We start from the raw sequence: 20085 nt of genomic DNA, 5'->3' as shown, positions 1-20085 counted from the left end.
ATCAGTTCTTTCCGTGGGTGACTATTCGTCCGGCTATGCTCAAGGGTTGCTGGCCCGGTATAAGATACACGTCTGGTCGATCCACGGAGCGCCACACGTCGAGGCCACGAACATCTATCTCCATGAAGTGGCTAAACTTATGGCCAGCCCAAGGTACACGCAGAAAGGCATGAGACAGCTGACCTGCAGTCTTCGTGCCAGGCCTTACATCCGAGAGGTATTGGCCGTCGCCATATCGGGCGTCCTTGGGATTGTTGGCCTTCAGTGAGGGGCGAAGTTCCCCACTCTCCAGGATACCCTGGTAACCCTTTTCATTCGTGTAATGAAAGAGTGTCCCCAAGTCATCCCCGGGAACAACCTCTACCCCTTCTGGGGTGCAAGGGGTTAGGCCGAGCGGGTCTGCCCAGATGTGCGGGTTCTCAACGTATGTAATCGGGTTGGGGGAGGGTGCAAGGCCCAACGGGTCCGCGGAAAGATATCTCCCGTCCTCTGGATCGTAGTAGCGGTGGATGTTGTAGTGCAGGCCTGTTTCAGGGTCGAAATACTGGCCCGGGAAACGCAAAGGTGTGTAGGCGGTTGCGGTGCGGTTCCAGGATGTGGCGCCCCAGAGGGTAGTGCAGGTGTGCCAGGCTATGTGGCCATGCTCATCAACGAGAAACGTTGGTGCGCCAACGAGGTCGGTGATGGCAGTGAAGAATCGCAGATCGATTTTCTGTTGAGGGCCATCGGGAAGTGTTTTTCGCTCGGTTTGGGAAATGAGACGGAGTCCGTCGTGGTCCCAGGTCAGGGCGATGAAATCCGGCGAGTCCGAGGTATGGGCGCTCTGTTCGGCGAGGTTGGCGCCGTCCCAGCTGAAGACAACATGTTCAATCACCGTGTTGTCATGTGCTACACGCTGCTTCGCATTGCGTCGGCCGAGGGGATCGTAGAGGTAACGCCAGGTGACGCCGTCGGGCGTGACGACGGTAGTGAGGCGGTCCTCGGTGTTCCAGGTGTAGTGCCAGGTGTCGGGTTTTCGGGAGAGGCGAGTCTTCTGGCGGAGGGTTACGCGGCCGAGTTCGTCGTGTTCGTAGCGGATGCGGCCGGCGCGGGTGATGTTGGTGCCGGTGTAGGTGCGGTCGCCTCGGGCTGAGGGGCTGGGGTGGCGGTCTGGCCAGGTGGCGTGAGTTTGGTTGCCGGCTTCGTCGTAGGCGTAGGTCTCGGTCCAGTCGGTGGCGTGGACGGCGGTGACGCGGCCGGCGCGGTCGAGGTCGAAGGTGCGGCGGCCGGTGTGGGAGTCGTCGATGGCGGTGAGGTTGCCGTCGGGGCGGTAGGTGTAGCCGCGGTGGAAGACCCGTTGGGCTTCGGTAGCGGCAGGATTCGGTGTCCCGCCCATCCCGGTGGGGGACTGGAGCGTGCCCGTGGCTGCTGTGGTGAGGGACTGGGCAGTGAGGCGGCCGGTGGGGTCCCATGTGTGGGCGAGTTGCAGGTTGTCGCCGATGGTGCGGGTGAGTTCCTGGCCTGCCGCGTCATGGTCGAAGGTGAGGACGTGGCCAGCGACGTCCATGGCGGTGCGGTTGCCCGCCGCGTCGTAGGTGTAGGTGGTGGTGTGGCCGGTGGGGGTGGTGCGGGAGGTGCGGCGGCCCAGGGCGTCGTAGGTGAACGTCATGGTGCGGCCGTTGACGGACTCGGCGGTGACGCGGCCAAGGATGTCGCGGGTGTAGGTGACCGTCGCGTCGGGGTTGGCGGCCTGCTGGAGGTTGCCGGACGCGTCGTGAGTGAACGTCGTGACCAGGCCGGCGGCGTTCTTCTCGGTGATGCGGCCGAGGGTGTCGCGGGTGTAGCTGGTGACCTCGCCGAGGGCGTTGGTGCGGGTCAGCAGTTGGCCCGCCGGGTCGTGGGCGTAGGTCAGGACGCGGTCGTCGAAGTCGGTCTCGGATATCAGGTGGCCGGCGCCGTCGTAGGTGTAGTTCCAGGTCAGACCTTGGGGGTTGGTGACCTGGGTGAGGCGGAGTTCGGTGTCGTGGGTGAACTCGTGGCGGACGCCGTCGGGGTCGGTGCGGGCCGTGAGCAGGTCGAAGTGGCCGTATTCGTAGCGGGTGGTCTGGCCGATGGCGTCGGTGTGGGTGAGGCGGTTGCCTTCGCCGTCGTAGGTCCATTCCTCGGTGGCGCCGGTGGCGTCGATGCGGGCCGCCAGCTTGCCTTCGACGGTCCACACCATGTGGGTGGTCTCGCCCAGGGGGTCGGTGACGGAGGTGGTGCGGCCGAAGGCGTCGCGGCGGTAATGGGTGGCGGCCCCCAGCGGGTCGGTGACGGTCAGGGGCAGGCCGGCCTCGTTGCAGTAGAGGCGAGTGGTGTTGCCGACGGCATCGGTGACCGAGGAGACGTGGCCGCGTGCGTCGTGGGTGTAGGTGGTGCTGGCACCCGTGGGGTCGGTGGTGGAGGTCCGGTTGCCGTTGGCGTCGTATGTGTGGGTCCAGGCGGTGCCGTCCGGGCCGGTGGCGGTCAGGGGCAGGCCGAGATCGTTGTAGCTGGTGGTGGCGGTGGAGCCGTCGGGGAGGACGACGGTGGTGGGGCGGCCCGTGTCGTCGTAGGTGAAGCGAGTGGTGCGACCCAATGGGTCGGTGGTGGACAGGACGCGGTGCTTGGCGTCGCGGACCGTGCGGGTGGTGGCGCCTGTGGGGTCGCTCTCCGCGACGATCTGGTGGCGTTCGTTGACCTCGTAGCGGGTGACGCCGCCCTGGGAGTTGTGGAGCAGGTTGGTGCGCAGGCCCGTTACGGGATCCGGCTCGCCCCAGGTGAACTGGGCGCGGAGGTGGCCCGCTATGCCGCCCTGCGAGGTGCAGCGGTCGTCCTCGTCGTAGACGTAGGTGTAGCTGCTGTTGTTGGTGTCCGTCCAAGACGTGATGCGGCCGTGGTCGTCGTAGGTGAAGCGGAGCGGGAGGCCGGAGGAGTTGGTGGTGGTGATGAGGTTGCCGGCGTCGTCGTAGCCATACGTCATCAGGAGTTGGTCGGTGCCGTCGGGGGCGGCACCGGCGAGGTGAAGGGCGGTGATGCGGCCTTCGTCGGTGGTGAGTAGGAGGCGGTAGCCGGCGCTGTGCGTGATAGCGGTGGGGGTGCCGTCTTCGGTGTAGTCAAAGGTGTGGTGGTTACCGCGGCGGTCGGATATCTCGTCGAGGACGGCGAGATCTTCGGTGTAGGTGGTGAAGTAGCGGCGGGTGCCGGTGACCGGGTCGGTGAGGAGGTAGTCGCCGTCCGGGGTGCGCTCCAGGGGGTGGCCGTCGCCCTCGGTGGGGAGGGTGGGCACGCCTACGGCCGGGTGTGGGTAGAGGAGGAAGTTGCCCTCCTCGCCGATGAGGATGACGCCCTCGGCGTCGATCTCCAGCCGTTGGTCGACGGTGCTCATCCAGGTCGGGCCGAACCAGCGGCCGGTGCGGTAGGACGACTCGAAGGTGCGGGTGAAGGTGAGTGGGAGGCTGCCGGGGAGGGTGATGTCGGTCTGCGGCAGGATCATCCGGCCGGTGGCCATGTCGATGGGGTCGTTGCCGAAGATCTTGCACCAGGCGGTCCGGGCCCGGTCCATGACCGTCCGCTTGCCGCCCTCCTTGACAGCACCTCGGGCCGCGCCTTTGGCGGCCCCCTTCGCAGCCCCCTTCGCCGCACCCTTGGCCAGCCCGCCGGCCCCCTTGCCTCCGACGACGTTCACCACCAAGGCGCCCCACGCGTCGACCGGGTCGCTGCCCCAGCCCGAGCCGAGTATGCCCTTGGCGGTGTCGATCGGGTGGAGGGGAGCCTGGGCCAGGCCCATGAGCGTGGTGCCGGCGTTGGCCAGGAACTTCCAGGGGTGGGTGATGTTGTAGGGGTCCAGGGGGTTGACCATGCGGGCGAGCTTCCACGTCTCGGCGCCGGCCTTCAGCGCGCCGCCGGCCAGGTGCATGTGCTCCAGGACGAACGCCTCGCCGCCGTCCTTCAGGGCAGCCCCCGCCAAGTCGGTGAACGCAGGCTTGTCCGGCGCGTGGGCCAAAGCCCCCGCGATGGCGCTGCGGGCCTTTTCGGCGGCCTCGTTGCGTTGGCTTCGGGCCTCCTTGAGGATCTCCTGAGCCGCCTCGCGGCCCTTGTCGCCGGGATCGACGAATTTCCCGGGTTTCTGCGGCGCCGGCCCAGGATCGGCTCCGCTCTTTGCAATGTCGTTCCAGGCCTCGACATCCCCGAGGTAGAACTTCACCTTGGCCCCGTAGACCTCGTTGGCCTTCCGCGTCGCCTCCTCTGCCTTCCGGTACTTCTCGATCGCGTCGGCGGCCTTGCCCTGCGCCCAGGAGACCGTCTCCGCATACGACTTCAGCGCCTTCGAGGCGTCGCCGCAGGCATCGGCCGCGTGCATCCACTGCTTGGGATGCATGTCGAACTTCTCCCGGAAGGCGTCGGCGGCCTTGCCGCCCCAGCCTCTGTGCGAGCCCAGCTTGCGCATGCCGTCGGCCACCCGGTCGAAGGCCGCCGAGAAGTCCTTCAGATGCGACGCACTCTCGTTGATCTTCTCGACGTCGCCGTGGATGAGTTCCTTGGGTTCCTGGGTCTCCCCGAGCTGACGCTCATCAACGTGGGCGCCCAGCGCGCCGGCGAGCTTGTCGCCGCCCGAGCGGACGGCATCGGCCGCGCCGTCCGCTCCCAACGCGTCCAGGTGGTCCCCGACCTTGTCGGCCCCGAACTCCACGATCTCACCGGCACCGCGTTCCACGGCGTCGGTGAACTCGTGCGCACCCTCGCCGACCTTGTTGACGGCATCCCCCAGCCAGTTCACTTGTCACTGCCCCCGTGGTCTTCGGACTTCTTGGCTTCGTGGAACGTCGTAGTGACCTCGGCAGGGTCGTCAAAGGGGTGCGTCATCCGGTCGGGGACGGAGTGGAAGTCCTCGACGGTCTTCTGGGCCGCCCCCATCATGTTGTCCCGTGCCTGCTTCGACTCCGCGGAGTTCGGATCGAAGTCCGGGTGCAAACCCTGCTCAATGGGGTTGTCCGCGCCGATCTGGCTCCAGGACCGCTTGTGCAACTGCTCGGCCGTCAGGCTCGGATCCCCCAGCATCGCGTTCGTCGTCTGCTTCAACGTGTCCGAGAGGTACTGTTCCTGCTCGTAGTAGATGCCGGCGGTCAGCTGCAGTTTCTTCGAGAATTCGTTGGCATCCTGCATCAGGCTGCGCACGCCCCAGCCCCAGCGGTCGCAGAACGATTCCAGAACCGACGCCAGCCCGTCGTCGCCGCATTCCACGCTGTCCAAGGACAATTTGCCGAAACCACGGCCGAGTTGGGCTTCGATATCGAAACCCAACTCCTTCAGCTCGGCCGTCGCCTCCCTAATGCCCTTGGTGAGTTCCCCAAAAGCCTCCGGATCGAGCTCATATCCGCCGCCACTAATCAGGCCCATTCCTGTGCCTTCCCCGTGCGTGATGCGGTTTCGGACGCGTCGCCTGCCGGTACGTCGACGGCGGCACTGTCGGGCACGATTCCGGACACCGGAGGGAAGAGCGCCCCCTGCTCGCTCCCCGCGTCCAGCGCCACCCCCGCCGGCCCCTCGATCGCGGGAATCAGCACGTCAAGGACCCGGGCACCGGACACCGACACGTACCGCCACTCCGTCCCGGGCTCGCTCCCCCGGGACAGCGCGAAGCGGCTCAGTGCGTCCTCGTCGGTGAAGGCGTACAGCCAGCGGATGCCGTCCAGCTCGCCCGACAGGAAGGTGTCGTCGACCGTCGGAAGCAGGACATGGGTGCGACGGAACTCCCCCACCAAAGCGCCTGGATCGGGCTGTCCGGCATGGACTGCCGCTATCTCGTCGGTCAAAGACATGCGGAATGGATCCCCCTGTTCGCCCGGAAACTCTGGAAGTGCAGAACTGGTGAACTGCGAACTGCTGAACCTACCTTGGCACATGACGCTGACAGCGAGGCGCAGGACGTCACCTGCCGATACCGGCCCACGGTTTCTTTCTTGTTCAATCACATTCCTTGCGGTGGGCCGCGAGCGCGGCGGAGCGTCCTGAAAGTTCCACCGCAGTTCAATTTCCGCCATTCGTCCGGTAGTTCGCTTATGGCGGTAAGCGCAGTCTCGCCGTCGCGCTCGCGGCAGTCGCCCTCGCAGCGGGCGCCGTCACCCTGCCTCGGCCGCCTCGGCCCCCTATGCCCTTCACCCCGGCCCCTGTGCCCCGCCCGCCCCGCCCGACGGGCCGAACCAACGGCCCGCCCACGCCCCCCAACAGCAGCAACCAGCCCAGATTGGCCGGGATTCCAGCATTCCGGGGGCTTCTTCCCGGTAGGGGGCGCGTGAGGGCAGTCGAGCGTGTAGCTTCCCGGGGACGAGCGGCCCGGCAGGGGTCGCGCCGGGGCCCGCCGGGGTGGAGGGGGTTGCTCGATGGGCGTGCGGCTCATGGTGGTGGACGATCACCGTCTGCTCGCGGAGGCGCTGGCCTCGGCGCTGAAGCTGCGCGGGCACCGCGTCCTGGCGGCGGCCGCGCCGAGCGCCGGGGCCGCGGAGCTGGTGGTGAGCCGGGCGCCCGAGGTGTGCCTGCTGGGGACCGCCGCACCGGCCCGTCCCGGCGCCTTCGACCCGGTCGTGCGGATCAAGAGGGAGCGGCCGCAGGTCGCGGTGGTGGTGCTGGGGCCGGTGCCCAGTCCGCGCGGGATCGCCGCCGCTTTTGCCGCCGGTGCCTCTGGTTATGTCCGTAACGACGAGCGGATCGAAGGCGTGGAGCGCGCCATGATGAAGGCGCGGGCGGGGGAGGCGGCGGTGGCGCCGCAGTTGTTGCAGCAGGCCTTCGAGGAGTTGCTGCATCCCGCGGCGCAGCCGGACGACGAGGGGGCGCGGCTGCTGGAATTGCTCACCCCGCGCGAGGTCGAGGTCTTGATGCGGGTCGCGGACGGCGAGGACACGCGGCTGATCGCGGCGGGGATGGACATCGCGCCGAGTACGGCGCGTACGCATGTCCAGCGGGTGCTGATGAAGCTGGAGGTGGGGTCACGGCTGGAGGCCGCGGCCCTGGCGGCGCGCACCGGGCTGCTGGACCGGGCGGCGGGCGGGCGTGCGGCGCCCGCCGCGGCGGTGGGGACGAGGGCGGGGGAGGGTGACACGGCGGGGGCGGATCGGGACGATCCGGCCCCGCCCCCGCAGTAACCGACGATCCGGCCCCGCGCCCGCAGTAACCACGCCCGTTCAGCCCGCCGCGGACCCTTCTTCCCTCCCCGCCTGCAATTCCTCCGCCGTCGGCGGCAGGGCCGGCCGCAGCTTCAGCCAGATGAGGAAGAAGAGGCCGAGGGCGAGCATGCCCACGCCCGTCCACAGGTTGATGTTGATGTTCTGGGCCTTCTTGAGGTCGGCGTCCGAGGCCGTCAGGCCGGCGATGGTGACGATCACCCCGTAGACGACGAACAGGCCGCCGATGATGCGCCGTACGTCGAAGAGCCGCGCGGCGGTCGCCGACTCGCGCTCCAGCTCCTCGACCTCGTGCTGGTAGTCACTCATGGTGCGTCAACTCCGCTGGTTCAGGCAGGTTCAGAAGGAGAACGGGATGTAGCAGACGGCGGCGAGGACGAGCGCGCCCCAGCCCAGCAGGGCCGGCTTGCGGTACCACGCGTCGTCGCCCTCGGCCGGCAGTTCTTCCATGCCGGGAGACCGGGAGCCGTAGACCAGGCCCGCCAGGGACTCGGCCGGCTTGGGCTTGGTGACCAGGGTGACGAGCACCATCACCAGCGCGCCGACGACGAACGCCACGATCGAGGAGACGAAGTTGGCGCCCTGCTCGGAGGGGATCGCGATGATGCCCTGCTTGTAGAGCCCGAAGTAGTTGACCATCGCGGCGACCGTGCCGGACAGCAGGCCCCAGAAGCCGGCCGCTGCGCTGGTCCGCTTCCAGAACATGCCGATGATGAAGACGACGAACAGCGGCACGTTGAAGAAGGAGAACAGCGTCTGGAGGTAGTTCATGATGTTGCTGAAGGACGAGGCGATGAAGGCCGTGCCCATGCCGATCAGCACGCCGACCGCGGTGACCACGCGTCCGGTCTTCAGGTAGTAGCGGTCCTCGCGGCCCTTCTTGAGGTACGCCGCCCAGATGTCGTTGGTGAAGACCGTGTTGAAGGACGAGACGTTGGCGGCCATGCCCGCCATGAACGCCGCCAGCAGACCGGTCACCGCGATGCCCAGCACGCCGTTGGGCAGCAGGTCCCGCATCAGCACCGGGATCGCGTCGTTGTACTGCAGCCCGTCCTTGGACTTGCCCAGCGTCGGCTCCATGACCAGCGCGATCAGACCGGGGACGACCACCACCAGCGGGATGAATATCTTGGGGAAGGCGGCGATCAGCGGGGTGCGCTTGGCGGCGGAGAGGTTCTTCGCGGACAGCGCGCGCTGCACCTCGGCGAAGTTGGTCGTCCAGTAGCCGAAGCTCATCACGAAGCCGAGGCCGAGGACGATGGTGAGCCAGTTCGCGCCGAGCGGGTTGGCCTCGCCGATGCCGGTGCCCTTCCAGGCGGTCAGGAACGCGTCGCCGTGTGACGAGGTCAGCGAGTCGGTCAGGCCGTCCCAGCCGCCGACGCGCTTGAGGCCGACGACGGTCAGCGGGATCAGCGCGGCCAGGATGACGAAGAACTGCAGCACCTCGTTGTAGATCGCCGAGGACAGGCCGCCGATGGTGATGTACGCCAGGACGAAGAAGCCGGCGACGACGATCGCGACCCACTGCGGCCAGCCGAGCAGCGCCTGCAGCACGATCGCCATGGCGTAGAGGTTCACGCCGGCGATCAGTACGGACGAGACGGCGAAGATGACCGAGCTGAGCAGGTGCGAGGAGGGCCCGAAGCGGTGCAGCAGGAATTCGGGCACCGAGCGGACCTTGGAGCCGTAGTAGAACGGCATCATCACCAGGCCCAGGAAGACCATCGCCGGGATGGCGCCGATCCAGTACCAGTGCACGGTGTAGGCCCCGTACTGCGCACCGTTGGCGGCCATGCCGAGGATCTCGGTGGCGCCGAGGTTGGCGGCGACGAAGGCGAGGCCGGTGACCCAGGCAGGCAGCGACCGCCCGGAGAGGAAGAAGTCCAGGCTCGTCTTCACGCTGCGTTTGGCCGCGAATCCGATACCGAGGACGACGACGAAGTAGATGGCCAGGATCGTGTAATCGAGCCCGTTGGTGGGGAGCCGTAGCCCCTCGGCCAGGGTGATCATGGGCGACTCATTTCGCGGGTCGGGAGCGCGGCCCCCGGGGGACACATCTTTGTGTGCGATCGGAACGCACAAAAAGCTACGCGCGGTCCTCGGGAAACTGAATACTTTTGTTTGGTTCAGTTGCGCTTTCGTGATCGGGGTGGTCGGTATGCCGGGAATGTTCGGCCCGACTTCACCCCGGATTCACCCGCAGTCCCTACGTTGACGCCACTGTTTAGTTGTGCTTCATTGTGTTTGTTTGTGTTTGGTCAGAGGGTGAGGAGCGCCCGTGAAGAAGACGTCGACCCGGCTGGCGGACGGCAGGGAGCTCATCTACTACGACGTGCGTGACGACGTCGTACGCGATGCCGTCGACCGGCGTCCCCTCGACCCGGTGGCCACCGCCTCCGAGATCCGTCACGACCGGCTCCTCGGCGACGACGTCGCCATCGCCTCGCACCGCCAGGCCCGCACCTACCACCCCCCGGCCGACGAGTGCCCGCTGTGTCCCTCCCGCGAGGGCCGCTTCTCCGAGATCCCCGCCACTGACTACGACGTCGCCGTCTTCGAGAACCGCTTCCCGTCCCTCGCCGGCGACAGCGGCCGCTGCGAGGTCGTCTGCTTCACCCCCGACCACGACGCCTCCTTCGCGGACCTCACCGAGGAGCAGGCCGCCCTGGTCCTGGAGGCGTGGACCGACCGCACCGCGGAGCTCTCCCAGCTCCCCGGCGTGGAGCAGGTCTTCTGCTTCGAGAACCGCGGCGCCGAGATCGGCGTCACCCTCGGCCACCCGCACGGCCAGATCTACGCGTACCCCTTCGTCACCCCGCGCACCGCGCGCATGCTCACCTCGCTGGCCGCGCACCGCACGGCCACCGCCGGCGGCAACCTCTTCGACGAGGTGGTCGCGGGAGAGCTCGCCGACGGCCGCCGGATCGTCCTCGACGGCGAGCACTGGGTGGCGTTCGTCCCGTACGCCGCCCACTGGCCCTACGAGGTGCACCTCTACCCCAAGCGCCGGGTGCCAGACCTGCTCGCCCTCGACGACGCCGCGCGCACCGAGTTCCCACAGGTCTACCTGGAAGTCTTGCGGCGCTTCGACCGGATCTTCGACACGGGGACGGGCCCGGGGCCCCGGGCGGCCGGCGCCGCCCGCACGCCGTACATCGCCGCCTGGCACCAGGCGCCGCTGCGCGCCGGCAACCGGGAGGACTTCGCACTCCACCTCGAGCTTTTCACCATCCGCCGCACTTCCGGCAAGCTGAAGTTTCTCGCGGGTTCCGAATCCGGCATGAATGTGTTCATCAATGATGTGCCGCCGGAGGCCGCGGCCGAGCGACTGCGAGAGGTAGCGAGCAAGTGAGCAAGAAGTACCTGGTCACAGGCGGTGCGGGATACGTCGGAAGCGTCGTTGCGGCGCACCTGCTGCAGGCCGGTCACGAGGTGACCGTGCTGGACGACCTGTCCACCGGCCACCGCGAGGGCATCCCCGCCGGTGCCCGCTTCATCGAGGGCCGCATCCAGGACGCCGCGACGTGGCTCGACCCCTCCTACGACGCGGTGCTGCACTTCGCCGCCTTCTCCCAGGTCGGCGAGTCCGTGGTGGATCCGGAGAAGTACTGGCGCAACAACGTCGGCGGCACCATGGACCTGCTCGCCGCGATGCGCGAGGCCGGGGTCCGCACCCTCGTCTTCTCCTCCACCGCGGCCACCTACGGCGAGCCGGCCTCCACCCCGATCACCGAGTCCGCCGAGACCGCCCCCACCAGCCCGTACGGCGCCAGCAAGCTCGCCGTCGACCACATGATCAGCGGGGAGGCGGCGGCCCACGGCCTGGCCGCGGTCTCGCTGCGCTACTTCAACGTCGCCGGCGCCTACGGCAGCTGCGGCGAGCGCCACGACCCCGAGTCGCACCTCATCCCGCTCATCCTCCAGGTCGCCCAGGGCAAGCGCGAGGCGATCTCCGTCTTCGGTGACGACTACCCCACCCCCGACGGCACCTGCGTACGCGACTACATCCACGTCGCCGACCTCGCCGAGGCCCACCTCCTCGCCCTCGAAGCGGCCCGCCCCGGCGAGCACCTGATCTGCAACCTCGGCAACGGCAACGGCTTCTCCGTCCGCGAGGTCATCGAGACCGTCCGCAAGGTCACCGGGCACCCCATCCCCGAGATCGCCGCCCCGCGCCGCGGCGGCGACCCCGCCGTGCTGGTGGCCTCCGCCCAGGCCGCCATCGACCGCCTCGGCTGGCGCCCCAGCCGCGCCGACCTCGCCGGAATCGTCACCGACGCCTGGCAGTTCGCCCAGCACCTCGACCGGGAAAACCACCACAACTCACCACAGGGAACCTGATGACCGCTCACGGAGCCGCCACCCCGACCACCGGGCGCCCGCACGGCGCTCAGCACACCGCGGCGGCATTCGCCGCGGTGTACGGCGCCGCCCCCACGGGTACCTGGGCGGCGCCCGGCCGGGTCAACCTGATCGGTGAACACACCGATTACAACGACGGCTTCGTGATGCCGCTCGCCCTCCCGCACACCACCCTCGCCGCCGCCTCGGCCCGCACCGACGGGGTGCTGCGGCTGCACTCCGGCGGCGCCGACGGCGGCATCGTCGAACTGCGCATCGACGCGCTGCGGCCGGCGCCCCAGGCGGGCTGGGCCGCCTACCCGGCCGGCGTCGTCTGGGCGATGCGGGAGGCCGGCCTGCCGGTCGGCGGCGCGGACCTGCACTACGACAGCACGGTGCCCACCGGCGCCGGACTCTCCTCCTCCGCCGCCCTGGAGGTCGTCACCGCGGTCGCTCTCAACGACCTGTACGCGCTCGGCCAGGAGCCGCAGCAACTGGCCCGGCTCGCCCAGCGGGCCGAGAACGCCTTCGTCGGGGTGCCCTGCGGGATCATGGACCAGACCGCCGCGGCCTGCTGCACCGAGGGCCATGCCCTCTTCCTCGACACCCGCGAACTCACCCGCCGTCAGATCCCGTTCGACCTGGCGGGGGAGGGGCTGCGGCTGCTCGTCGTGGACACCCGGGTGAAGCACGAACTGGGGGACGGCGCATACGCGGAGCGGCGCGCTGGTTGTGAGCGTGGCGCGCGGGCGCTCGGCGTGCGAGCCCTGCGCGATGTGCCGTACGCGCATCTGTCCGAGGCCCTGGCCGGGCTGGCCGACGACCCCGTCACCCGGGCCCTGGTCCGGCACATCGTCACCGAGAACCACCGGGTCGAAGAGGTCGTCGCGCTGCTCGACACGGGCCGCACCCGCGCCATCGGCCCGCTGCTGACGGCCGGCCACGCCTCGCTGCGCGACGACTTCAAGATCTCCTGCCGGGAACTCGACCTCGCCGTCGACACCGCCAACGCGGCGGGCGCCCTCGGTGCCCGGATGACCGGCGGCGGCTTCGGCGGCTCGGCGATCGTGCTCGTCGAGGAGGCCGACGCCCCCGCCGTCGGCGCGGCGGTCAGCGAGGCCTTCGCGGCGGCCGGCCATGCCGTCCCGCGGATCTTCGAAGCGGTCCCGAGCGCGGGAGCGCACCGCGTCGAGTAGGGCGTGCCGGGCGGCGCGCGGCCACCGGGCGGCCGCCGAACGGCCCGGGTGGAGGGGCAGTTTCGTCAATCACCTTCCCTTGCCGCAACCCGTCCGTACGCTGGGAGCCTGCACCGGTGGGGGCCGGTGCCGATCAGGGGGCGAGACCGTTCGGGTACGGCGCCCGGGGTGGGGTAGTCATGTCGGCACGGCGGCGGCCGTGCGGCTGAGGCGATCTTCAATCCGGGCGCCGTGCCCGCTATGGTCCGTTCACCGAGACAGGGGGTCTCTGTGCAACGCATCCGGGTTCTGGTGGTCGACGACCACCGCATCTTCGCCGAATCCCTGGCGGCCGCGCTCGCCGCGGAACAGGACGTGGACGTAGCGGCCGCGGGCAGCGCCCCCGTGGCGCTGCGCAATCTGGACCGGGCGGTCACCGACGGCCGCCGGTTCGACGTGCTGCTCGCCGACGCGGACCTCGCCGCGCCGCTGCTCGCGGTGCCCGCCCAGGGAGCGTCGCGCGACGCGGTGCCGCGCGCCGTGCCGCGGGACGGCATCGCGCTGGTCTCCGGCCTGCGCACCAGCCATCCGTATCTGCGCACCGTCGTCCTCGCCGACCGCGACGACCCGCGCCGTGCGGCCGCCGCGCTGCAGGCCGGCGCCTCCGGCTGGGTCGCCAAGGACTGCTCGCTCTCCCGGCTGCTCGCCGTCATCCGCGGTGTGCTCCGCGATGAGACGCATCTGCCGCCCGCGCTGCTGACCGGTGTGCTGCGGGAGTTGACGGCGGCCCGCAAGCACCGCTCCGAGAGCGAACGGCTGGTGGAGTCGCTGACCCCGCGCGAGCGCGAGGTGCTGCGCTGCATGGTGGCGGGCCTGGGCCGCAAGGCGGTCGCCGAGCGCCTGTTCCTCTCGCCGCACACGGTCCGTACCCATATGCAGAACGTGCTCGGCAAGCTCGGGGTGCACTCCACCCTCGCGGCCGTCGCGCTGGCCCGCCGGGCCGGGGTCGGCCCGGTCGAACTGGAGGCGGCGGCCGCGGCCGCGTCGGTGCCGGTGCCGTGAGGGGCTGAGGGCCCTGGTGCCTCGTGGGGCGCAGGGAGCGGGCCGGCGAGGGGGTGCGCGGACCTTGAGGCCCCGCGGGCGCGTCGCGCGGGAGCGTAGGACCGCCGCCCGCGCAGGACCGCCGCCCGCGCGCAGGACCGCCGCGCCGCGCGCCGCCTTACGCGCCGGGCTCGGTCAATACGGCCACGCCCCGAGGCCCCAGCACGACCCGGTCGACGGCCCCGGGACCGGCCCCGCCCGCGCCCTCGCCCGCCCCGTCCACCGCCGCCAGCGCCTCCCGCATCGGCCCCGGCAGCACCGCCTCCACGGCCTCGGTCCCGTGGTTGAGCAGGAACAGATACCGCCCGCCGGTGCCCTCGCGGACGGCGGCCTGGACGCCCTCCGGCAGCCCCGACAGTACGGGTGTGACCCCGGCCGCCGCCCGTACGTCGTCCAGCAGGGCCCGCATCGGCGCCGCGTCGAGCCGGGTGCCCACGTACCAGACCATGCCCCGTCCGTAGGCGTGCCGGGTCACCGCGGGCCGCCCGGCGAGGTCCCCGTCCGTGAAGCGGGCGACCGCCTCGGCCCCTTCGAGGTCGATGACCTCCGACCACAGATCCGCCCGACCCGTGTACGCCCCGCCTACGCTCACCCGCCTGCCCTCGTCCAGCGGCCAGAACTCCTCCACCCGCAGCCCCAGCAGCTCCCGCAGCGCCCCCGGATATCCGCCGGGATGCACCCGGTCGTGCGCGTCGACGATCCCGGAGAAGAACGACACCAGCAGGTGTCCGCCGTCGCGCACATAGGCGGTCAGCCGCGCGGCGTCGTCCGCGGTGAGCAGATACAGATTGGGCGCCACGACCAGCCGGTAGCCGGACAGGTCGCGCTGCGGCGGGACCACATCGCAGGCCACGCCCGCCTCGAACAGCGGCCGGTAGTGATCCAGCGCGATCCGGGAGTGGTCCAGCGCGGTCGACGGCTTGGAGTCCAGCTCCAGCGCCCACCAGCTGTGCCAGTCGGCCAGCAGCGCCACCGCGGCCCGCGACCGGGTTCCCTCGATGCCGGGCAGCGACGCCAGCTCCCGCCCCAGATCCGCCACTTCGCGGAAGATACGGGTGCCGGTTCCGCCGTGCGGCAGCATCGCCGAGTGGAACTTCTCCGCACCGCCCAGCGACTGCCGCCACTGGAAGTACAGCACCGCGTCGGCGCCCTGCGCGACGGCCTGCCAGCTCCACAGCCGCATCGCGCCGGGCGGCTTGGGGCCGTTGCGGGGGCGCCAGTTGACCGCGCCCGGTGCCTGCTCCAGCAGCATCCAGGGCTGCCCGGAGCGCGCCGAGCGCATCAGGTCGAAGACATAGCCGGCCCGGATGTGGTCGTCGGGCGCGTACGGGTCCTGGTAGAAGTCCAGCGCCATCGCGTCCATGTGCGCGGACCACGCGAACGCGTCGACGGGCTTGTGCTGCGGCATCAGATTGGTGGTGACCGGAATCCGGGGGGTCAGGCGCTCCAGCACCGCCTTTTCGGCCAGATAGCAGGCGCGCAGGGCCGCGTCGCCGAAACGCAGGTAGTCCAGCTGCTGGGCGGGGTTGGGGAAGGTGGGCGCGGTGCGCGGCGGCAGCACCTCGTCGAAGTCGCCGTACGCCTGCGACCAGAAGGCCGTCGACCAGGCGGCGTTGAGTGCGTCGATGTCCCCGTAGCGTGCGCGCAGCCAGTGCCGGAAGCTGTCGGCCGACACCTCGCAGTAGCACTGGCGGGTGTGGCACCCGTATTCGTTGCCGACGTGCCACATGGCCAGCGCCGGGTGGCCGGCGTAGCGGGCGGCGAGCTGTTCGACCAGGCGCAGGGCGTGTGCCCGGTAGACGGGGCTGGAGGGGCAGTAGTGCTGCCGCCCGCCGGGCCAGCGGCGCCGCCCGTCGGCGTCCTCGGGCAGGATCTCGGGGTGTGCGTGGGAGAGCCACGGCGGGGGCGAGGCGGTCATGGTGGCCAGGCAGACGGCGATCCCGGCGCCCGCCAGCCCGTCCATGACACGGTCGAACCAGCCGAAGTCCCAGGCCCCGGGCCGGGGTTCGACCCGGGCCCAGGAGAAGATCCCGGCGGTGACCATGGTGACGCGGGCCGCCTTCATCAGCTCCAGATCCTCGGCCCACACCTCCTCGGGCCACTGCTCGGGGTTGTAGTCGCCGCCGAAATGGATGCCCACGGATCCCCCTACGGATCGAACGGATCCCCCTACGGGGCGGCGCCCGAATGGGGCGCCGCGGCCCCGCCGTCACCAAAACCGGCTCACGACGAGTTCTTGTACACGCTCCAGCCCCCGTCGACGACGAGGCTCGCACCCGTGACGAAGGACGCCTCGGGGGAGAGCAGGAAGGCGATGGCGGCCGCGACCTCCTCGGGCCGCCCCAGCCGCCGCGCCGCCGTCTGCGCGGCGCTGGCCCGCCGCTCCTCCTCGCCGATACCGTCCCAGGCCGCCGTCAGTACGGGCCCCGGCAGCACGCTGTTGACCCGGACCTCCGGCCCGTATTCGACGGCCAGTTGACGCCCCAGCCCGGTCAGCCCGGCCTTGGCCGCGGCGTACGCGGGCCGCCCCGGCAGCCCGATCAGCGCATGTACCGACGAGGTCAGCACCACCGTGCCATGGCGCGTCCGCAGATCCTCCAGGGCGGCGCGCACGCCGAGGAAGGAGCCGGTGAGGTTGACCGCGAGCTGCCGGTCCCAGTCCGTGAGCGGGGTGTGTCCCGCGGACGCCACATACGGCAGGAAGGCGTTGCTGACCAGCCCGTCCACCGGCCCGTAGCGCCGCCGCGCCGCCTCGACCGCCCGCCGCCAGTCGCCCTCGTCCGCCACGTCGCAGTGCTCGTACGAGGCTTGGCCGCCGCCCGCCCGGATCCGCCGCGCGGTGTGTTCGCCACGCGCGTCGTCGATGTCCAGCAGCAGCACGCCGGCCCCCTCGGCCGCCAGCCGGTCGGCGGTGGCCGCCCCGATCCCGGCGGCGGCACCGGTTACCAGGACCGTACGGCCCTCGAACCGCTTGCCGTACGGGCCGTTCGCCGGGTGCGATGCGCGCTGCTGGCTCATGGCGCGATCCAAGCCCACGGGACGAGCGGCGGGCAAGGGGACGGGGGAGGAGAGGGGGAGCAGAGGGGCGCGTGCAGATTCAGGGGGCGCACGTAAATCGCATGCGCGCCACCAAAAAACGCGGTGTGCGCCGGGCTCCGTGCACCCGGGCCCCGCCCCTACCCCGGAATGTTGTCGAACGGTCCGGTCAACCGCCGCAGCAGACCGGCGAGTTCGCCGCGCTGCTGGCGGGAGAGCTCGGCGAGGATCGCACGCTCCTGTATCAGCAGTCCGGCCAGCGACTGGTCGGCCTTGTCGCGGCCCTCGGCCGTCAGCCTGACCAGCACTCCGCGCCGGTCGCTCGGGTCGGGCAGGCGCTCGACCAGGTTCTTCTTGGCGAGCCGGTCGATGCGGTTGGTCATCGTCCCCGAGGTGACCAGGGTCTGGGTCAGCAGCGCCCCGGGGGAGAGCTGATACGGCGCGCCGGCGCGCCGCAGCGCGGTGAGTACGTCGAATTCCCAGGGCTCCAGGCCCACCTCGGAAAAGGCGATACGGCGGGCCCGGTCAAGGTGTCTGGCCAGCCTGGAGACACGGCTGAGGACCTCAAGTGGTTCCACGTCGAGGTCCGGGCGCTCGCGGCGCCATGCTGCGACCAGTCGATCGACCTCGTCCTCCATGACGATCAGTGTAGAGGGTCTGTCGACATGAAGTCTCTTGACGTCGAGATATATTTCGCTGGACTATGGGGCATCGTCGGCGGGGGCTCGGTTTCCAGCCGAGACGGCCCGAATCCGACCGTGCCAGCCTTGTATCAGCCCTGCATCGGCAAAGGGGTTTCGATCATGCACGACGCACCCATCTGGGATCCGCAGCAATACCTCCGCCACTCCGGGCACCGTACCCGCCCCTTCCACGACCTTCTCGCCCGGATACCCGACCTGCCCCGGCGCGGCCGCCCCGCCCGCATCGCCGACCTCGGCTGCGGCCCCGGAAACGTCACCGCCCTGCTCGCCGCACGCTGGCCCGACGCCCACATCACCGGATACGACAACTCCCCGGAGATGCTCAAGGAAGCCGAGGCCCACGCCGGCCCCACCGCGGACGGCGGCCACCTCGACTTCGCCCCCGCCGACGCCGCCGACTGGGCCCCCGAGGAGACCTACGACCTGATCGTGTCCAACGCGGCACTGCAGTGGGTCCCCAACCACCCGGATTCCTTCGGCCGTTGGATCGATGCCCTCGCCCCCGGCGGCACGTTCGCCTTCCAGGTCCCCGGCAACTTCACCTCGCCCAGCCACGCCCTCCTCGGCGAGCTGTGCGACGCCCCCCAATGGCGCGAACGGCTCACCCTGCACGGCCGCCGCTTCATCCACATCCTCGAGCCGGCCGATTATCTGGAGCGCCTTACCGATCTGGGCTGTGCCACCGACGTATGGGAAACCACCTACGTCCAGCTACTGAAAGGCGATGACCCGGTCCTCGACTGGGTCAAGGGCACCGCCCTGCGCCCCGTCCTGACCGCCCTGGAGCACGACCCGGCCGCCCGCGAGGCCTTCCTCGCCGAATACCGCGACGCCCTCCGCAAGGCCTACCCCACCGGCCCGCACGGCACGGTCTTCCCCTTCCGCCGCATCTTCGCGGTCGCCCGGAAACCGGTGGTGGGCTGATACTGCGCCGGACTGCCGGACTGCCGGACTGCCGGACTGCCGGGCGTGCTCCGGCTCGTCCCTTTGCCCTGCCTCTCCCACCCGGCCGACCCGGTGATGGGTAACCGGCTGGAATCCCTGGGCCGGAGCGGACGATTACGGAATGGGATCCTTGTGGGTGAGCGTTCCGGGAAACAGCGCCAGGAATTCCTTGTCCTGGGGGACCATCAACGTCCCCCAGGAGCCGTCGGCGAAACCGAACGGGAACTCCTTCCGCCCGCCGGCGCGGTGACGCGTCCAGGCCAGGGCGGTACGGGGAAAACAGGCGCCCGACTCGACCGCGCGGCCGGTTTCAGGGGTGGCGTGTTGTTTCGGGGCGGCGGGGCGCTGAACCCTGGGTGGCGGCCCCGCGGCTCCACGATTGCAGGGCTACGGGATGGGGTCTCAGCTCCTCTCAGCCGAACAGGGAATCGGCAGGGGCTGAGGCGCGGGTGCACGGTGAGGTCACCTCGGCCGCGATTCTGCGTGCAGAGATATCGATGGAAACGGTGAACGAATGACCCACCCGCTCCCCGGCGGTATTGATTTCCCACCCGCGTGCGGTGTTACCGGCGTCGGTCGTCTCTGATTCCCAGCCGTTGGTGGACGAGGCCGCTGTCACCCGTGACAGGGCGCCGGGGAGATCGTCGGCCGACGGGAGATCGATATGCCAATGGTGCGCGGCGATGCACGGTGTGCGTAGGCCCTTGGCCCAGCAATCCTGGCAGGTGGTGGTGCCAACGGGCTCCTGCCCGCCCATGCGCCCGCGCAAGGCTATGGCGTCGAGCAGCCTGCTGGAGTGCCAGTACAGGCCCTTTTTGACGGACTCATCCGGCTCGGCGACGGCCGACGCACCGGCCGATCCCCCGCCCTGCATGGCGCGATAATCCTCAACTTCCTGGTCCGTCCCCCAGTCGACGGTGTTGAGGATTTCGCCGAAGACTTCGGCATGCAGACCCCAGTCCTCGCTCGCTTGCGAACTGAGTTCGAAGACCAGCATTTCCGCGGTACCGGGCAGCGGGATATAGGCCTGCATCTGGGTCAGGACAACCGGCTGCTCATTACCGGATGCCGACCACTCCGCATTGATGACGAAACTGGAGGTGCCGGTGCGGGTGAGTGCGGGTCCGCACGTCAACTCCACCGCCTGGCAGTCGTCATCCGGGTACTTCCGCTCCAGGAGCTCGCGCGTCGTGCGCAGCAGCTCGGCCTCGTCCTCCCTGTCGTGCTCCAGCTGACTCACCACGATGGTCGACAGACTCGGCCGACCCTCCACTTCGAGCGGGCAGAGGCCGGCATAGATGACATTCGCCGCCACCATGGGTTCCAACTGTGCCGAGAGGCCCAGTGCGAAGCGGTACTGGTACTCCGGAGGGTGGTCTGGCAGGAGTTCTGTGACCAGCGTGTACAACTGGTCGGCCGCTGCTTCGTCATCCACGGCATTCACGGGAAGCTCGTGGAGGAAGGGGGGCATGATCCAGCCGATGCGCAGGCCGGACGCTCTCTGCTGCGGCGACGGCGCGCCCGCCGTCGCGTCCCCGGCGTCATCCGACATGGTTCGATCCTTTCGCTGTTCCCGCGGCCGGGTGGTGCGCCGCTCGGCCGGCC

The 20085-nt window shown here is 69.9% G+C and carries 15 protein-coding genes; 6 read left to right on the top strand and 9 right to left on the bottom strand.

The genetic code is table 11. The annotated features are described in order from the left end of the window. Window position 1: 1 nt before the first annotated feature. From CFW40_RS13715 to CFW40_RS13705, 3 genes are read right to left on the bottom strand one after another with little or no spacing between them, the layout of a single operon-like run. On the bottom strand, window positions 2-4777 hold the full coding sequence (locus tag CFW40_RS13715; protein ID WP_088798098.1) for a putative T7SS-secreted protein: 4776 nt from the start codon (window positions 4775-4777) through the stop codon (window positions 2-4). Then, window positions 4774-5397: a hypothetical protein gene (locus CFW40_RS13710; protein ID WP_256331480.1), complete on the bottom strand. Its 624-nt coding sequence runs from the start codon at window positions 5395-5397 to the stop codon at window positions 4774-4776. Before CFW40_RS13710 ends, CFW40_RS13715 begins: the two co-directional genes overlap by 4 nt. Next, complete coding sequence (locus tag CFW40_RS13705; protein ID WP_088798096.1) at window positions 5388-5819, bottom strand: SseB family protein; 432 nt, start codon at window positions 5817-5819, stop codon at window positions 5388-5390. Before CFW40_RS13705 ends, CFW40_RS13710 begins: the two co-directional genes overlap by 10 nt. Window positions 5820-6380: 561 nt before the next feature. Here CFW40_RS13705 and CFW40_RS13700 point away from each other — a divergent pair. Then, window positions 6381-7139, top strand: coding sequence for a LuxR C-terminal-related transcriptional regulator (locus CFW40_RS13700; protein WP_256331481.1), 759 nt, complete (start codon window positions 6381-6383; stop codon window positions 7137-7139). Window positions 7140-7178: 39 nt separating this feature from the next. Here the strand turns inward: CFW40_RS13700 and CFW40_RS13695 are convergent, their stop codons facing one another. Together CFW40_RS13695 and CFW40_RS13690 are read right to left on the bottom strand one after the other, a co-directional pair. Next, complete coding sequence (locus tag CFW40_RS13695) at window positions 7179-7487, bottom strand: hypothetical protein (protein ID WP_088798092.1); 309 nt, start codon at window positions 7485-7487, stop codon at window positions 7179-7181. 30 nt (window positions 7488-7517) lie between these two features. Next, window positions 7518-9188: a sodium:solute symporter family protein gene (locus CFW40_RS13690; RefSeq protein ID WP_088798089.1), complete on the bottom strand. Its 1671-nt coding sequence runs from the start codon at window positions 9186-9188 to the stop codon at window positions 7518-7520. A 268-nt stretch (window positions 9189-9456) separates the two neighbouring features. Here CFW40_RS13690 and galT point away from each other — a divergent pair, with 268 nt between their 5' ends. The 4 genes from galT (at window position 9457) to CFW40_RS13670 (ending at window position 13756) form a co-directional block, all read left to right on the top strand. Next, complete coding sequence (galT, locus tag CFW40_RS13685; RefSeq protein ID WP_088798087.1) at window positions 9457-10530, top strand: galactose-1-phosphate uridylyltransferase; 1074 nt, start codon at window positions 9457-9459, stop codon at window positions 10528-10530. Then, complete coding sequence (gene galE / locus CFW40_RS13680) at window positions 10527-11519, top strand: UDP-glucose 4-epimerase GalE (RefSeq protein ID WP_088798084.1); 993 nt, start codon at window positions 10527-10529, stop codon at window positions 11517-11519. Before galT ends, galE begins: the two co-directional genes overlap by 4 nt. Beyond that, window positions 11519-12715: a galactokinase gene (galK, locus tag CFW40_RS13675; RefSeq protein ID WP_088798082.1), complete on the top strand. Its 1197-nt coding sequence runs from the start codon at window positions 11519-11521 to the stop codon at window positions 12713-12715. The genes galE and galK overlap by 1 nt, the downstream gene beginning before the upstream one ends. 270 nt (window positions 12716-12985) lie before the next feature. Further along, window positions 12986-13756, top strand: coding sequence for a response regulator transcription factor (locus CFW40_RS13670; RefSeq protein ID WP_088798079.1), 771 nt, complete (start codon window positions 12986-12988; stop codon window positions 13754-13756). A 157-nt stretch (window positions 13757-13913) separates the two neighbouring features. On the opposite strand, the gene CFW40_RS13665 is transcribed toward CFW40_RS13670, so the two are convergent. From CFW40_RS13665 to CFW40_RS13655, 3 genes are all read right to left on the bottom strand, one after another. Further along, the gene (locus CFW40_RS13665) at window positions 13914-15935 is read right to left on the bottom strand and encodes a beta-galactosidase (protein WP_088798076.1); all 2022 of its coding nucleotides are present in this window, start codon (window positions 15933-15935) and stop codon (window positions 13914-13916) included. An 83-nt stretch (window positions 15936-16018) separates the two neighbouring features. Beyond that, window positions 16019-16813 carry an SDR family NAD(P)-dependent oxidoreductase gene (locus CFW40_RS13660; RefSeq protein ID WP_088798074.1) on the bottom strand — a complete coding sequence of 265 codons (795 nt, stop codon included), beginning with the start codon at window positions 16811-16813 and terminating at the stop codon, window positions 16019-16021. A 158-nt stretch (window positions 16814-16971) separates the two neighbouring features. Next, window positions 16972-17469: a MarR family winged helix-turn-helix transcriptional regulator gene (locus tag CFW40_RS13655; RefSeq protein ID WP_088798071.1), complete on the bottom strand. Its 498-nt coding sequence runs from the start codon at window positions 17467-17469 to the stop codon at window positions 16972-16974. A 165-nt stretch (window positions 17470-17634) separates the two neighbouring features. Here CFW40_RS13655 and CFW40_RS13650 point away from each other — a divergent pair, with 165 nt between their 5' ends. Then, window positions 17635-18459, top strand: coding sequence for a trans-aconitate 2-methyltransferase (locus tag CFW40_RS13650; protein WP_088798069.1), 825 nt, complete (start codon window positions 17635-17637; stop codon window positions 18457-18459). Window positions 18460-18892: 433 nt separating this feature from the next. On the opposite strand, the gene CFW40_RS13645 is transcribed toward CFW40_RS13650, so the two are convergent. Then, complete coding sequence (locus CFW40_RS13645) at window positions 18893-20032, bottom strand: hypothetical protein (RefSeq protein ID WP_088798067.1); 1140 nt, start codon at window positions 20030-20032, stop codon at window positions 18893-18895. Window positions 20033-20085 lie beyond the last annotated feature (53 nt).

The organism is Streptomyces sp. 2114.4 (assembly GCF_900187385.1).
GTDB lineage: Bacteria > Actinomycetota > Actinomycetes > Streptomycetales > Streptomycetaceae > Streptomyces > Streptomyces mooreae.
The sequence above is the reverse complement of the archived record's forward strand: the minus strand, read 5'-3'. Positions and strand labels throughout refer to the sequence as shown.

What these genes read in the sequence shown, in the direction of transcription:
- CFW40_RS13695 (WP_088798092.1), bottom strand. Translation starts at nt 7,487, where the DNA reads ATGAGTGACTACCAGCACGAGGTCGAGGAGCTGGAGCGCGAGTCGGCG.
- CFW40_RS13700 (WP_256331481.1), top strand. Translation starts at nt 6,381, where the DNA reads ATGGGCGTGCGGCTCATGGTGGTGGACGATCACCGTCTGCTCGCGGAG.
- CFW40_RS13655 (WP_088798071.1), bottom strand. Translation starts at nt 17,469, where the DNA reads ATGGAGGACGAGGTCGATCGACTGGTCGCAGCATGGCGCCGCGAGCGC.
- CFW40_RS13705 (WP_088798096.1), bottom strand. Translation starts at nt 5,819, where the DNA reads ATGTCTTTGACCGACGAGATAGCGGCAGTCCATGCCGGACAGCCCGAT.
- CFW40_RS13645 (WP_088798067.1), bottom strand. Translation starts at nt 20,032, where the DNA reads ATGTCGGATGACGCCGGGGACGCGACGGCGGGCGCGCCGTCGCCGCAG.
- CFW40_RS13710 (WP_256331480.1), bottom strand. Translation starts at nt 5,397, where the DNA reads ATGGGCCTGATTAGTGGCGGCGGATATGAGCTCGATCCGGAGGCTTTT.
- CFW40_RS13650 (WP_088798069.1), top strand. Translation starts at nt 17,635, where the DNA reads ATGCACGACGCACCCATCTGGGATCCGCAGCAATACCTCCGCCACTCC.
- galK (WP_088798082.1), top strand. Translation starts at nt 11,519, where the DNA reads ATGACCGCTCACGGAGCCGCCACCCCGACCACCGGGCGCCCGCACGGC.
- CFW40_RS13690 (WP_088798089.1), bottom strand. Translation starts at nt 9,188, where the DNA reads ATGATCACCCTGGCCGAGGGGCTACGGCTCCCCACCAACGGGCTCGAT.
- CFW40_RS13660 (WP_088798074.1), bottom strand. Translation starts at nt 16,813, where the DNA reads ATGAGCCAGCAGCGCGCATCGCACCCGGCGAACGGCCCGTACGGCAAG.